The organism is Kineosporia sp. R_H_3 (assembly GCF_002198675.1).
GTDB lineage: Bacteria > Actinomycetota > Actinomycetes > Actinomycetales > Kineosporiaceae > R-H-3.
In genome coordinates, this window is sequence record NZ_MWLL01000224.1 from 1 (window position 1) to 13,846 (window position 13,846).

14 protein-coding genes and 1 pseudogene are annotated in these 13,846 nt (G+C 75.1%); 5 read left to right on the forward strand and 10 right to left on the reverse strand.

What is annotated here, in order from left to right; all coding sequences use genetic code 11:
* Positions 1-68: 68 nt before the first annotated feature.
* The 6 genes from hypB to rpe all read right to left on the reverse strand — a co-directional run bounded on the left by hypB (position 69) and on the right by rpe (position 5,596).
* The gene (hypB, locus tag ECOMGDLI_RS28220) at positions 69-776 is read right to left on the reverse strand and encodes a hydrogenase nickel incorporation protein HypB (protein ID WP_088320178.1); all 708 of its coding nucleotides are present in this window, start codon (positions 774-776) and stop codon (positions 69-71) included.
* The gene (locus tag ECOMGDLI_RS28225; protein WP_088320179.1) at positions 773-1,147 is read right to left on the reverse strand and encodes a hydrogenase maturation nickel metallochaperone HypA; all 375 of its coding nucleotides are present in this window, start codon (positions 1,145-1,147) and stop codon (positions 773-775) included. Before ECOMGDLI_RS28225 ends, hypB begins: the two co-directional genes overlap by 4 nt.
* Positions 1,148-1,158: 11 nt before the next feature.
* The gene (locus ECOMGDLI_RS28230; protein WP_088320180.1) at positions 1,159-1,650 is read right to left on the reverse strand and encodes a DUF1641 domain-containing protein; all 492 of its coding nucleotides are present in this window, start codon (positions 1,648-1,650) and stop codon (positions 1,159-1,161) included.
* Positions 1,651-1,889: 239 nt separating this feature from the next.
* Positions 1,890-2,819: a phosphoribulokinase gene (locus ECOMGDLI_RS28235; protein ID WP_369812800.1), complete on the reverse strand. Its 930-nt coding sequence runs from the start codon at positions 2,817-2,819 to the stop codon at positions 1,890-1,892.
* 69 nt (positions 2,820-2,888) lie between these two features.
* Positions 2,889-4,898 carry a transketolase gene (gene tkt, locus ECOMGDLI_RS28240; protein WP_198955258.1) on the reverse strand — a complete coding sequence of 670 codons (2,010 nt, stop codon included), beginning with the start codon at positions 4,896-4,898 and terminating at the stop codon, positions 2,889-2,891.
* Complete coding sequence (rpe, locus tag ECOMGDLI_RS28245; protein WP_088320181.1) at positions 4,895-5,596, reverse strand: ribulose-phosphate 3-epimerase; 702 nt, start codon at positions 5,594-5,596, stop codon at positions 4,895-4,897. Before rpe ends, tkt begins: the two co-directional genes overlap by 4 nt.
* 116 nt (positions 5,597-5,712) lie before the next feature.
* Between rpe and ECOMGDLI_RS28250 the strand changes: the two genes are divergently transcribed.
* Together ECOMGDLI_RS28250 and ECOMGDLI_RS28255 are read left to right on the forward strand one after the other, a co-directional pair.
* The gene (locus ECOMGDLI_RS28250) at positions 5,713-6,369 is read left to right on the forward strand and encodes a response regulator transcription factor (RefSeq protein WP_088320182.1); all 657 of its coding nucleotides are present in this window, start codon (positions 5,713-5,715) and stop codon (positions 6,367-6,369) included.
* Positions 6,366-7,406, forward strand: a complete 1,041-nt coding sequence (locus ECOMGDLI_RS28255; RefSeq protein ID WP_198955259.1) for a sensor histidine kinase — start codon at positions 6,366-6,368, stop codon at positions 7,404-7,406. Before ECOMGDLI_RS28250 ends, ECOMGDLI_RS28255 begins: the two co-directional genes overlap by 4 nt.
* Before the next feature lie 19 nt (positions 7,407-7,425).
* Here ECOMGDLI_RS28255 and ECOMGDLI_RS28260 read toward each other — a convergent pair whose 3' ends face one another.
* Genes ECOMGDLI_RS28260 through ECOMGDLI_RS28270 form a run of 3 tightly spaced genes read right to left on the reverse strand, consistent with a single transcriptional unit; the run spans position 7,426 to position 10,484 of the window.
* Complete coding sequence (locus ECOMGDLI_RS28260; RefSeq protein ID WP_088320183.1) at positions 7,426-8,454, reverse strand: class I fructose-bisphosphate aldolase; 1,029 nt, start codon at positions 8,452-8,454, stop codon at positions 7,426-7,428.
* 26 nt (positions 8,455-8,480) lie between these two features.
* Complete coding sequence (locus ECOMGDLI_RS28265) at positions 8,481-9,521, reverse strand: fructose-bisphosphatase class II (protein ID WP_088320184.1); 1,041 nt, start codon at positions 9,519-9,521, stop codon at positions 8,481-8,483.
* Between the two features lie 9 nt (positions 9,522-9,530).
* The gene (locus tag ECOMGDLI_RS28270; RefSeq protein WP_088320185.1) at positions 9,531-10,484 is read right to left on the reverse strand and encodes a LysR family transcriptional regulator; all 954 of its coding nucleotides are present in this window, start codon (positions 10,482-10,484) and stop codon (positions 9,531-9,533) included.
* A 179-nt stretch (positions 10,485-10,663) separates the two neighbouring features.
* Between ECOMGDLI_RS28270 and ECOMGDLI_RS28275 the strand changes: the two genes are divergently transcribed.
* The 3 genes from ECOMGDLI_RS28275 to ECOMGDLI_RS28285 are packed head-to-tail and all read left to right on the forward strand — an operon-like array spanning position 10,664 to position 13,550.
* Positions 10,664-12,097, forward strand: coding sequence for a form I ribulose bisphosphate carboxylase large subunit (locus tag ECOMGDLI_RS28275; RefSeq protein WP_088320186.1), 1,434 nt, complete (start codon positions 10,664-10,666; stop codon positions 12,095-12,097).
* Between the two features lie 17 nt (positions 12,098-12,114).
* A complete protein-coding gene (locus tag ECOMGDLI_RS28280) occupies positions 12,115-12,501 on the forward strand; it encodes a ribulose bisphosphate carboxylase small subunit (RefSeq protein ID WP_088320187.1) in 387 nt (128 codons plus the stop codon).
* Positions 12,502-12,539: 38 nt separating this feature from the next.
* The gene (locus ECOMGDLI_RS28285) at positions 12,540-13,550 is read left to right on the forward strand and encodes an AAA family ATPase (protein WP_088320191.1); all 1,011 of its coding nucleotides are present in this window, start codon (positions 12,540-12,542) and stop codon (positions 13,548-13,550) included.
* 6 nt (positions 13,551-13,556) lie between these two features.
* On the opposite strand, the pseudogene ECOMGDLI_RS28290 reads toward ECOMGDLI_RS28285, so the two are convergent.
* Positions 13,557-13,846, reverse strand: a pseudogene (locus ECOMGDLI_RS28290) (hydrogenase); the annotation flags it as partial.

Genomic DNA, 13,846 nt, shown 5'->3' on the forward strand with positions numbered 1-13,846 from the left:
GCGTTGAGGAAGGACATCGTGTTGCCACTGCATGCCCCGCCCTCGAGCCAGAGCAGTGTTGCCATGTTCTACCTCCCGGTACCGGCCGGAGCGGCCGGTTCGATGTGTCGAGCGGGGTCGGTGACAGCGGGTCGGACGGCGACGAGGCGGGCGACGAGGTCGTCGACGCCCTCCCCCGTTCGCGCGCTCGTGCGGACGACGGGGACGCCGGGGTTCACCGCGGCGACCGAGTCGAGGAATGCCTGCTCGTCGAAGCCGCACGGCTCCGCGAGGTCGATCTTCGTGAGGACGACGAGGTCCGCCCAGCGGTAGGCGGTCGGGTACTTCACCGGCTTGTCCTCGCCCTCGGTGACCGACGCGAGGACGATGCGCAGGCTCTCGCCGAGGTCGTAGGACGCCGGGCACACGAGGTTGCCGACGTTCTCGACGAGGAGCAGCTGCGTGCCGGCCGGCAGCCAGCCCGCGAGGTGGTCGCGGACGAGGTCGGCCTCGAGGTGGCAGAGGCCGTCGGTGACGACCTGGCGGACCGGCGCCCCGGACCGGGCGAGCCGCTTGGCGTCGTTCTCGGTCGCGAGGTCGCCGGTGAGCGCCGCGACCGGGACGCCGTCGGCGGTGAGCCGGGTCAGGACGATCTCGAGCAGCGCGGTCTTGCCGCTGCCGGGCGAGGAGAGCAGGTTGACGGCGACCGCGCCGACCGCAGCGAGGTCCTCGCGCAGCGCCGCCGCGAGGTGGTCGTTCTTCGCGAGGACGGCGGTCTTCAGCTCGATGATGCTCATGCGCCCACCGCCACGTCGTCGACGGCCTCGACGTCGTCCTCGACCTCGACGGAGCCGACCTCGAGCGTGCGGCCGTCGCCGAGCGGTGCGCAGACGCCGTCGCACGCGGCGCAGCGCCACGGCGGGGACGTCGTCCGCTCACCGGTCGTGCCGCAGCCGGCGCACATGATCTCGACGGGGACCCGCTCGACGTCCAGGCGCGCGCCCTCGAGGGCCGTCCCGGACGTCACGACGTCCCAGCCGAACATGAGCGCGTCAGGGACGACCCCGGCGAGCGGGCCGATCCGCAGGGTCACCGCGATGACGCGGCGGCCGCCGACGGCGGCCCGCACCGTGGACACCACGGACTGGGCGATGGACAGCTCGTGCACGCGCCGGCCTGCTACAGGGACTTGCCGAGGGCGCGGGAGACCTCGATGAGGAAGCCGAGGCCCTTGGCGACGTCGGGGTCCTTGAGGGCGCGCAGCGCCGGGAACACCCCGGCGACCGTCGTCTGGTTGGCCCGGGCCGCGTTCGCGCCCTCGAGGAGTGCGCCCGCGAGGCTGCCGAGGAGGTCGACGACGTCCTTCTTGAGCATCCCCGAGTTGAGCAGGGCCGTCGCGGCGTCGGCGATGGCCGGCGCCTCCTCGGCGAGGCGGCGGGTCGGCTCGGCGAGGAACGCCGCGCCACCGCTCACCGCCCGCAGCTCGTTGATGCCGCCGGACACGTTCTCCATGATCGTGTCGGACCGCTCGAGGAACCCGCCGACGGACATCGCCGCGAGGGCGAGCACGTCCGCGTGGTCGAGCAGGGTGTTGAGCGCCGCAGCGACCCCCGGGTCGTCCAGTCGGGCCTTGAGGCGGTCCGTGGGCGTGCTGCTCAACACGTCGGGCATCGTGACCTCCTCGACGCGTCATCGCGTCGCCGTGGACTGGTGGTGCGGACGTTAGTCGTGCAACGGGCCGCATGTCTGCCCGCGACCGTGGCGATTGTCCGAGCATCTGGTGACGATGTTCAAGCCCTGGATCAGACCAGGGACCAAGGTCCCTGTGAGTTCCGGACGCAACGGACGTATGGCTCCCGAGCCGGGAGGCGGGCCGGTCCAGCGCTTCACGGCCGGTCCGTCATGCCTGGTCAGCGACCGTGCAGCCGGGCCGTGTCGAGCAGGTGGTAGAGCAGGAGCAGCTGGGTGATGGCCAACGGCTGGCTGGTCCCGTCCGCGAAGCGGCCGAGGCCGGCCGGCACCGGTGCGTCGATCCCCAGCGACTCCCAGATCGCCTTGACGACGACGCCGGCCTCCTCCGTCCCGACGTAGCCGTGGACGTGCAGCGCGTCGACCGGCCGCCCGTCGGTGTCGCGCAGCAGCTTGAGGTGCAGCGCCCGCTGGTCGCCACCGGGCAGGACTGCGGACAGGTCCGGGTGGTCGATGGTCGGGCGCAGCATGAGCTCGGCGGACAGGGGGGTACCGGGCGGGTCCGCGCGGCCCGCGATGGGGGCGAAGCGGACGACGATGTCCGCCCACCGGCGCTGCGGGCGCACGAACGCGGCGCTGTCCGGCTCGCGGCGGTCCAGCTCGGCGAGCACCTGCTCCGGGGCGTAGCCGCGCTTGGTCGTGTCCCGGTGCACCTTCCAGCCACGGCGGACCTCCTCGGGCGGGTCGAGGTAGACGGCGATGTCGAAGCACGCGCGGGCCAACCGGGTGTGCAGCGGGAGCAGCCCCTCGACGACGACGAACTCCCGCGGCTCGACGAGGACCGGCCGGGTGAGCAGGCCGGTGTCGTGGTCGTAGACCGGCTTGAGGACCGGCTGGCCGAGCGCGAGCAGCTGCAGGTGCTGCTCCATGATGTCGACGTAGTTCGCCTCCGGGTGCAGCGCGGTCCACGGCACCTCGCGGCGCTCGAACCGGTCGTGCCGGTGGTAGTCGTCGACGCAGACGGCGGTCATGCGGTCGGGGCCGAGGGCCTCGACGAGGCCACGGGTCAGCGTGGTCTTGCCCGACGCCGAGTCACCGGCGATGGCGATCATCACGGGGCGGTGCCCGCTCGGGCTCGAAGCGCGCTGCATGCGCGGGATCCGGTGCGGCACGGCAGTCCTCCTTGGTCACGTCGGTCGGGGCGGGTGGTGGGACGACGGTCAGGGCCCCGGCGCGGCGAGCCGGGCTGCGGTCCGGGCGACGTGCTCCGCGGTGAGCCCGAGCTCGGCGGCGACCCTGTCCCCGGGGCCGCTCGCCCCGAACCGGTCGACGCCGACGACCGCGGTCGCACGAGCGCCCGCGAGCGTGGCCCACCAGCCGCGGGTGCTCCCGGCCTCGAGCGCGACGGCCGGGGCCCGTCCGACGGAGCGGGCCAGGGCTCCGCTGCGCTCGGCCCGGTCGCGGTCCGGCACGCTCACGACGCGGGCCCGGGTGCCCTGGCGGGCGAGCAGGTCGGCCGCTTCCAGGGCGAGGGATACCTCCGAGCCGGTGGCGACGAGCACGACGTCCGGCTCCGGGGTGTCCCGGACGACCCGGCAGCCGTCCTCGGGCAGCCGGTCCAGGCCCGCCGCAGGCAGCACCGGCAGGTCCTGCCGGGAGAGCACGAGCGCGGTCGGCCGGCCCGAGCGCAGGGCCCCGGCCCAGCAGGCAGCGGTCTCGTTCGCGTCGGCCGGCCGGAGCACGTCGAGCCCCGGGACCAGCCGCAGCGACTCGAGCTGCTCGACGGGCTGGTGCGTCGGGCCGTCCTCGCCGACCCGGACCGAGTCGTGCGTCATGACATGGACGACGGGCAGCCCCATGAGGGCGGACAGCCGGATCGCCGGGCGGGCGTAGTCGCTGAAGACGAGGAACGTGCTGCCGAACGGCCGCAGCCCGTGCAGGGCCAGACCGTTCAGGGCGTGGCCCATCGCCTGCTCACGGATGCCGAAGCGGACCAGTCGCCCGGAGAAGTCGCCGTCGCCGACCGCGGGCGCGGGCAGCGCGGTGCCGGTGCTGTGGGCCAGGTCCGCGGAGCCGCCGACGAGCGCCGGCACGTGCGGCAGCAGCGCGGCGAGCACCCGGCCCGAGGCCACCCGGGTCGCGATCGAGGTGCCCGGCTCGAAGCGCGGCAGCAGGGTCTCCAGGTCCGCCGGGACCACGCCGGTCGCGACCGCGTCGAACGCCGCTGCCTCGTCCGGCGCCTCCCGGCGCCAGTCGTCCTGCCGGGCCTGCCAGGAGCGGCGGGCCGACCGCTTCCCGTCGAGGACCGCCGCGACCCGCTCCCCGACGTCGTCCGGCACGACGAACGGCGGGTGCTCCCAGCCCAGGTCCGCCCGCAGCGCGGCGAGGTCATCCGCCGTGAGCGGCGCGCCGTGCGCGGCGCTGGTGCCCTGGACGCCGGGCGCGCCGCGGCCGATCACCGTGCGGACCGCGACGAGACTGGGCCGCCGGCTGCCCGCGGCCGCCGCGGCGAAGGCCGCGCGCAGGGCGACGACGTCCTCTCCGTCGTCGACGCGCAGGACGTCCCAGCCGTACGCGGCGAACCGGCCGAGGACATCGTCCCGGCAGCTGGCGCTCGCCGGGCCGTCGATCGTCACGTCGTTGTCGTCCCAGACCACGGTGAGCCGGCCCAGCCCGAGGGTGCCCGCGAGGGAGGCCGCCTCGTGGCTGACCCCCTCCATGAGGCAGCCGTCACCGACGAGCACCCAGGTGCGGTGGTCGACCAGGTCGTGCGGGGCCCGGGCGGCGAGCAGCCGCTCGCCGAGCGCGAGCCCGACCGCCGTCGCCAGGCCGGCGCCGAGCGGCCCGGTCGTCGTCTCGACCCCCGCGGTGTGGCCGTGCTCGGGGTGCCCGGGGGTCAGGCTCCCCCACTGCCGGAACCGGGCGAGCTCGCCCGGCGGGAGGGTGCCCACGAGGTGGCCGAGGGCGTACAGCAGGGCGGAGGCGTGCCCGGCCGAGAGCACGAGCCGGTCCCGGTCGGCCCAGGCCACGTCGTCCGGGTCGAGCCGCACGTGGTGCGCGACGAGTTCCCAGAGCACGGTCGCGAGGCCGAGCGGGGCCCCCGGGTGCCCCGAGCCCGCGGCGGCGACGGCGTCGACCGAGAGCACCCGCAGCGCGGCCGCGACCCGCCGATCAGCAGCGACGTCCGCCGCGGGGTCGGACGTCGGCGCCGCGGCCGTCACGGCGCTCACGCCGCCACCCGGCCCGCGACGGCGGCGGACCGCAGGTCCGCCACGGCGGCTGCCAGGTCGTCCCGGCGGGCGAAGAGCGCCGAGCCGACGACCGCCGAGGTCGCCCCGGCCGCTGTGACGGCCGCGATCGTGGACGGGCCGATGCCACCGTCCACCTCGAGGTCGACATGCGGCGCACGCTCGTCGAGGAGCTGTCGTGCGGCGGCTACCTTCGCCACCGTCGCGGGGAGGAACGCCTGCCCGCCGAACCCGGGGTCGACGGTCATGACGAGGAGCAGGTCGACGACGTCGAGGACGTGCTCGACCGCCGTGAGCGGGGTGGCGGGATTGAGGGCCACCCCGGCGCGTCCGCCAGCGTCCCGAACGAGCGCGAGGCTGCGGTGCAGGTGCCTGCAGGCCTCGGCGTGGACGATGACGGTCTCGCAGCCCGCACGCAGCCAGGCCGGCAGCGACCAGTCGGGCTCCTCGACCATGAGGTGCGCCTCGAACGGCAGCGACGTCTCCGAGCGGGCGCACCGGACGACGTCCGGCCCGACGGTGAGGTTGGGGACGAAGCGGCCGTCCATGACGTCCCACTGGACGCGGTCGACGCCGGCCGTCTCGAGGGCGGTGAGGTCCTCGCCGAGCCGCGCGAAGTCCGCGGGCAGGACGCTGGGCACGACCGCCGGCGGCCGGACGGTGGAGGGGGAGGTCGTCATGCCGCGAACGCTAGGCGGCGGACCGGGCCCGGCGTCTCACCCGCCCGGGGGGACCCACGGGGGATCCGGGCCCGGGCCCCTGCCCGTCGGGCCGCGCGGGCCCTACTGTGCCCAGCGTGGAGACCCCGGTCCGGGTCGTTCTCGTCGACGACCACCCGATGGTGCGGGCGGGGCTGAGCGCGATGCTCGCCCCGTTCGCCCGACGCGTGCGCGTCGTCGGGCAGGCCGGCGACGTGACGACGGCCCTCGAGCTCGTGACGGGGCTGTCGCCGGACGTCGCGCTCGTCGACGTCCGGATGGGCACCGCGAGCGGCCTGGACCTGTGCCGCACGCTCGCCGCCCTGCCAGTGCCGCCGCGCGTCGTCCTGCTGTCGGTCTACGACGACGAGCAGTACGTCTACGAGGCCCTGCGCGCCGGTGCGAGCGGCTACCTGCTCAAGCGGGTCGACGGCGAGGAGCTGGTCCGCCGGCTCGAGGAGGTGATGGGCGGCGAGACCGTCGTCGACGTCACGCTCGCCGGCCGGATCGCGGCGTCGGCCGCGCGGCTGCACCGCGGGGAGTTCTGGCCTGGTGCGCACCTGGGGCTGACCCAGCGGGAGAGCGAGGTGCTCTCGCTGCTCGTCGCAGGTCTGTCGAACCGGGCGATCGCCGACCGGCTCGTGCTCGGGCAGGAGACCGTGAAGAGCCACCTGCGGGCGCTGTACCGCAAGCTCGACGTCACCGACCGGGCGGCCGCGGTCACCGTCGCGCTGCGCGACGGCATGTTCCGGTGACCGGCGACCGGTCGCTCCGGCGGCTCGCCGCTGCCTGCGAGGACCTGCTCACGGCGCTCGGGACGGGCGGCGTCCGGGTGGACGTCGTCGATCCCGACGGGCGACGGCTCGTCGGCTCCGACGGCGCGGTCACAGGCCTCGGGGAGGGGCTCGTCGGGCGGGCCGCGATGCACCGGTCCGCGTGCGACGACCAGGTGACCGGGACGGCGGCGGTGGCGGTGCTCGACGCCCCTGGCGGGCGCACGCTCGTCGCGGTGCTGTCCGGGAGCGCCACGGTCGACCGGCTGCACCCCCTGGCCGGCGCCCTCGCCCCGTTGTTGTCGCTCGTGCGCGGCTGGCACGCGGAGGCCGGCCGGGCCGCGGCCGCCGGGCGGTTCGTCGAACGTGCCCTGGACGCCCAGGAAGGCGAGCGGACACGGCTCGCCCGGGACATCCACGACGGGGTCTCGCAGCGGCTGGCCGGGCTGGGGTTCCACCTCTCGGCGGCGCTGAGCCTCGTGGGCCAGGACGACGACGCGGCGAGGGTCCAGCTGCGCGCCGCCCGTGAGCTCGCGGACCTGGCGGGTGCCGAGACCCGGGCGGCGATCGGCGACCTGCACCCGCCGGTGCTCGACGACCTGGGCCTGGAGGCGGCGCTCTCCAGCCTGGCCCGCGAGGCCGGCGCCCGGATGGGCGGCCCGGCGGTCGGCGTCGTCGTCGACGGGGAGGTGGGCACCCGCCTGCCGGTGCACGCCGAGACCGCGCTCTACCGGATCGCGCAGGAGGCGCTGTCCAACGCCGTCCGGCACGCCGCAGCGTCCGCCGTCGACCTCGTGCTCGAGTACGGCAGCCTCACGGTGACGCTCGAGGTGCGCGACGACGGCCGCGGTTTCGACGCCGGCCCGCAGGCCGCGGCCGCGCTGCGGCCGGACGCGTTCGGGCTGCGCGGCATGCGCGAGCGGGCCGAACTGCTCGGCGGGGTGCTCGCCGTGACGAGCGCCCCCGGCCGCGGCACCCGGGTGCGGGCCCAGGTCCCGCTCCGCCCCGCCGCCGAGTAGCCGGCGGGGCGGTACGGCGTCAGAGCGCCGGGCGCAGCACCCCGGCGTTCGCCTCGACCCGGTGCAGCAGGGCCCGCTGGCCGTCCGCCCACCGGTCCCGGCGGCCGGCCCAGGCCGTCAGGGCCGGGTCGACGAGCGCCCGGCCGAACGAGAACGTCAGCTGCCACGGCAGCCGCTCGGCACCTGAGGGCTGCAGGGCCGCGAGGTACGCGGTCGCCAGCTCGGGGGGCAGGCCGCCCGAGAGGAAGGCGACCCCCGGCACGGTCGGCGGGACGTGCGCACCGAGCACCTCACGGGTCACCGCCGCCACCTCGGCCGGCGGGGCCGCCGGGACCCTCGAGCCGGGCACGACGAAGTTCGGCTTGAGCACCGTCCCGGCGAGGTCGACGCCGGCCGCCGTGAGCTGGCGGAACACCTCGCGCAGCACCCCGGACGTGGCGAGCGCGCACCGGGCGACGCCGTGGTCGCCGTCCATGAGCACCTCGGGCTCGACGACCGGGACGATGCCGTGCGCCTGGCACAGCGAGGCGTACCGGGCCAGCGCGTGCGCGTTCGCCGTGACGGCGCGCGCCGTCGGGCGCCGCGGGCCGACGCGCAGCACCGCGCGCCACTTGGCGAACCGGGCCCCGGCTGCGGCGTACCCGGCAAGCCGTTCGCCGAGACCGTCGAGCCCCTCGGTGACGGTCTCGCCCGCCGTCCGGGGCAGCAGCGAGGTGCCGGTGTCGACCTTCACGCCGACGAGGATGCCCCGGGCGGCCAGCAGGTCCGCGAACGGTGTGCCGTCGGCCGTGGTCTGCCCGAGGGTCTCCGGGTTGAGGATCGCGCCGCTCACCCCGTGCTCGAGGGACGGCGCCGACAGCAGCATCTCGCGGTAGTCGCGGCGGTTGTCCGCGGTCGGCTCGACGCCGACGGCGGCGAGGCGGGCGTTCATCGTCGGGATGCTCTCGTCGACGGCGAGGATGCCGCGACGCCCGGACACGAGGCGTCCGGCGACGTCGTGGACGCCGTCCCGGACGTCGGCGCCGGGGGCGAGGATCGAGACGGGCATGGCGGTCTCCTTTAGGTGGTCGGGGTTCAGGACGCCGGGTGGTCGGTGACGACGAGGCGGGGCCCGACGCCGGTGGTCGTCAGGACGAGAGACGTCGTGCGCCGCCCGCCGGCGGGCGATGCGGTGACGGCCGGCAGCAGGTCTCCGCCGGTGAGCCCGCTGAGCACGACGGCCCCGTGGCCGCCGCGGACGAGGTCCTCGACGCCGAGGGTCCGCGGCGGCCCGAAACGGCGTGCGGCGCGGTGCTCGTCGTCCGTGCGCGGCGCGAGCCGGCCCTGGAAGACCCCGCCGAGGCTCGCCGCCGCGCAGGCGGCGATGACCCCCTCCGGGGTGCCGCCGACGCCGAGGAACAGGTCGGCACCGCCGGTCGCACCGGGCAGCCGGGCGGGCCCGGCCGCCGCGAGGACGGCCGCGACGACGTCGCCGTCGGGGAAGACGTGGACCCGCGCGCCCGCAGCCCGCAGTCGGGCGACGAGGTCCACGTGACGGGGACGGTCGAGCACGGCCACCGTCACGTCAGCGGCGGTGCGCCCGGTGGCGGCGGCGAGGGCACGGACGTTGTCCTCCGGGCTGCGCGCGATGTCCACGACGCCGTGACCGGCCGGGCCGCAGACCAGGCGCTCCATGTAGAACACGTCCGTCGGCACCTGCACGGAGCCGGCGGGGGCGAGCGCGAGGACGGCGACCGCGCCGGCGACGCCGTGGGCCGTGAGCGTCGTCCCGTCGACGGGGTCGACGGCGACGTCGGCGCGCGGACCCGCGCCGGTCCCGACCCGCTCGCCGTTGTGGATCATCGGCGCCTCGTCCTTCTCGCCCTCGCCGATGGCGACGGTCCCGTCGATCGGGACGGCGGCCAGCGCCGCACGCATCGCCGCGACCGCCGCTGCGTCCACAGCGAGCTTGTCGCCGCGCCCGATCCAGGGCACGGCGGCCAGGACGGCCGCCTCGGTCGCGGCGACGCAGCCGAGGGCGGCGGCGTCGAGCCAGCCGGGCAGGACGGCCGGGTCCTGACGGGGCACCGTGCCGGGTGGAGGGGTCGGTCTCGTGAGCTGGGGCGTCGTCGGCATGGGGCGACGCTAGGTCGCTGCGAGGAGCCCCTGCCTCCCCCCGCCGGGGGACGGTACGGGTGACGCCGGACCGTGCGGCCGCGCCGGCACCGCGGACCAGCGCCGGCCGGCCTCCGGGTCGCTGAGCAGGAAGCGCACGAAGAGCGCAGCCGTCGCCGTCGGGCCGTGCCGGGTGCTCGCGAACCACGGCCGGACGAGCGGGGTACCGGGCAGGTCGAGCACCGCCAGGTCGCCCGTGGCGACGTGCCCGGCCGCCGCCTCGTGCGGGACGAGCGTCACGCCGAGACCGGCGACGGCGCCGGCGAGCACCGCACCGTTGGAACCCAGCGTCATGGCTGGGCCGGAGGCCGCGAGGTCGGCCCGGAGCTGGTCGGCGGCACCGCGGATGCCCGAGCCGTCCTCACGCAGCAGCCAGGTGGTCGCCGCCAGGTCGAAGGCGTCCGCCACGGAGGGCGAGCCGACGACGACGAGCCGGTTGTCGCAGAGGGCGCGCGGCACCACGTCCTGCAGCTGGGGCGGTCGGCCCGCGACGACGACGTCGAGCCGGTGGGCCTCGAAGAGCGACCACACCCGCGCGCTCGGCCCCACCTCGAGGGCGAGCTCGACGGCCGGGAAGGCCGCGTGGAAGCGGCCGAGGAGCGTGGGGACGACGCTGTCGCCGACTGTCGTCACGCAGCCGAGCCGCAGCCGGCCGTGCTCGGGTGCGAACTCGCCACGGGCCGCGACGCCGCCCTCCTCGAGCAGCCCGAGCACCCGTCGCAGGTACTCGACGTACCGGGCGCCGGCGGCGGTGAGCTCGACCCCGCGGCCGGAGCGCGTGAGCAGCGGCAGGCCGAGCTCCTTGGACAGCGACGCGACCGACGCCGAGACGGCCGACTCGGTCACGACGAGCCGTGCCGCTGCGGCCCGGATGGACCCGGTCTCGGCCACCTCGATGAGTGCTTTCCAGCGCGACTCCGTCACACCGCCACCTCCCCATAGTTGAGTTGATACTTGCCATTAGGTACCGAACAGTCAATAGACGACTTGATTCTTGCCCCTCGATAGTGACACCCAGGAGAACAGCACGACCGGGCGCCGCCCGGGAGTGACGCGACCGATCGTGCGGTGAAGTGCCGCACTTTCTCGACGGAGGACGCGACATGGCCGAAGACCGCTGGGGTGCCGGGGTGCTCGCCTACGCAGACATGGGCTACTGGCAGCCGGACTACGTCCCCCGGGACACCGACGTCCTGGCCGTCTTCCGGATGACCCCGCAGGACGGCGTGCCCCCCGAGGAGGCCGGCGCCGCCGTCGCCGGCGAGTCCTCGACCGCCACCTGGACCGTGGTCTGGACCGACCGCCTCACCGCGCACGACCACTACCAGGCGAAGTGCTACCGGGTGGAGCCGGTCGTCGGGACCCCGGGCCAGTTCCTCGCCTACATCGCCTACGACCTGGACCTGTTCGAGGAGGGGTCGGTCGCGAACCTCACGTCGTCCATCATCGGCAACGTCTTCGGGTTCAAGCCGCTCAAGGCGCTGCGACTGGAGGACATGCGGATCCCGGTCGGCTACGTGAAGACCTTCGCCGGGCCGCCGCACGGGGTCGTCATGGAACGTGAGTACCTCGGCAAGTACGGCCGCCCGCTGCTCGGCGCGACCGTCAAGCCGAAGCTCGGGCTGTCGGCCCGCAACTACGGACGCGTCGTCTACGAGGCGCTGCGCGGTGGCCTGGACTTCACCAAGGACGACGAGAACATCAACAGCCAGCCCTTCATGCGCTGGCGCGACCGGTTCCTCTTCGGCATGGAGGCGGTGAACCGGGCCTGCGCCGAGACCGGCGAGATCAAGGGCCACTACCTCAACGTCACCGCGGGGACGATGGAGGAGATGTACGAGCGCGCGGACTTCGCCCGCGACCTCGGCAGCGTCGTCGTCATGGTCGACCTCACAGTCGGCTACACGGCGATCCAGTCGATGTCGGCGTGGGCCCGCCGCAACGGCGTCCTGCTGCACCTGCACCGCGCAGGGCACTCGACGTTCACCCGGCAGAAGAGCCACGGGGTCAGTTTCCGGGTGCTCGCGAAGTGGCTGCGACTGGCGGGCGTCGACCACCTCCACGCCGGCACCGTGGTCGGCAAGCTCGAGGGCGACCCGGCCTCGGTGAGCGGCTTCTACGACGTCCTGCGCGAGGACCGGATCGAGGCCGATCCGTCACGGGGCCTCTACTTCGACCAGGAGTGGGCCGCGACAGCGCCGGTCATGCCGGTGGCCTCGGGCGGCATCCACGCCGGCCAGATGCACCAGCTCCTCGACCTGTTCGGCGACGACGTCGTCCTGCAGTTCGGCGGCGGCACGATCGGCCACCCCATGGGGATCGCGGCCGGCGCCGAGGCGAACCGGGTCGCGCTCGAGGCGATGGTCAAGGCGCGCAACGCCGGCCGTGACCTGCTCCGGGAAGGGCCGGAGGTGCTACGCGCCGCCGCGCGGCACTGCCCGGCCCTGGACGCCGCCCTCGCCACCTGGGGCGAGGTCACCTTCGACTACGCGTCGACCGACACGCCCGACGTCGCCGTCACGCCCGTGCCCGCCTGACCACCGAGGAGAGCCCCATGATCACGCAAGGCATGTTCGCCTACCTGCCGCCTCTCACCGACGAGGAGATCGCCGAGCAGGTGTCGTGGGCGATGGACCACGGCTGGCCGCTGTCCCTGGAGCACACCGACGACCCGCACCCGCGGAACACGTACTGGTCGATGTGGGACCTACCCATGTTCGACGTCGGTGACCCGACCGCGGTGCTCACCGAGGTCCGCCGGGCGCGCGAGGCGTTCCCGGACCACTACGTCCGGGTCAACGCCTACGACGCACGCCTGGGCCGGCAGACGACGGCGATGTCCTTCCTCGTGCACCGCCCCGCCGTCGAGGCGGCCTACCGCCTCGTCCGCTCCGAGGGTGCCGACCGGCGGATCGCGTACACCGTCGAACGGGTCCGGTGACGACGGGCGGCCCGGCGGCACCGCGCAGCCCGTTCGGGATGGCGACCCGGCCGTCGGCGGACGCCGGGAGCGTGGCATCGCTCGGCGACGCGGACGTCGTGGACCTCGACGCCGCGCGACGGGACAGCGGGACCGATGCCGTCCTCGCCGACCTCGACGCGGATCTCGTCGGGCTGGCCCCCGTGAAGCGGCGCGTCGCTGAACTGGCGGCGCTGCTGCTCGTCGACCGCCAACGCGAGCGGTTCGGGCTCGTCCGCGCCCGACCGTCGCTGCACATGTGCTTCACGGGCGACCCGGGGACCGGCAAGACGACCGTCGCACTACGGGTCGCGGAGCTGCTCCACCGGCTCGGCCACCTGCGTCGCGGCCATGTCGTCACGGCGGGGCGCGAGGACCTCGTCGGGCAGTTCGTCGGCCACACCGGCCCACGGGTGCGCGAGCTCGTGCAGCGCGCGATGGGCGGGGTGCTGTTCGTGGACGAGGCCTACTCCCTGCACCGTGCCGGTAACGAGCGGGACTACGGCGCGGAGGCGGTCGAGGTGCTCATGCAGGCGATGGAGGAGCACCGCGACGACCTCGTCGTCGTCCTGGCCGGGTACGCGGACCGGATGGAGGCCTTCCTCGCATGCAACCCGGGCCTGGGGTCGCGGGTGGCCCACCACGTCGACTTCCCGCCGTACGCGCACGGCGAGCTCGTCGAGATCGGCCGCCGGATTCTCGACGCGGCCGGTCTGCAGCTGTCCCAGGAGTGCGAGCCGGTCTTCGCGCAGTACGTCGCCCGGCGGATGGAGCAGCCCCGTTTCGGAAATGCCCGCAGCATCCGCAACGCGATCGACCGGGCACGGATGCGGCAGGCCCGCCGGCTCGTCGACACCGGCGGCACCGTCGGGCGGACGGCGCTGCAGACCCTCGAGCCCGTGGACTTCGCGACCAGCCGGGTGCTGCAGGACCTCGCCGCTGACGACGGGGCGCCAGGTGCCGTCAGGCGGCCTAGCGACGCACGGCCGCCGGCCGACCCCTCACGCCGTCCAGCGCCGGCCCGGGGTTGACGGGGGTCAGACGACGAACATGTCCTCCTTGGACCACCGCGGCGCGGCGATCCGGGCGGCGGCCGCGTGGGCCATGTACGTCAGGCGGTCGGTCCCGGTGGGGAACTCGTTGGGCACGCTGCCGGAGATCTTGACCGTCTTGAACACCGTGCCGGGCATGAGGTCGCCGTGCGGGTAGCCCGGCTCCGTGCACCCGGTGCACGGGTGGCCCGCGCGGGTCTTGGAGGACTGGCGGTTCCACAGGATCCGGTTGCACGGCGAGTGCGTCATCGAGCCGCGGCAGCCGAACTCGGAGA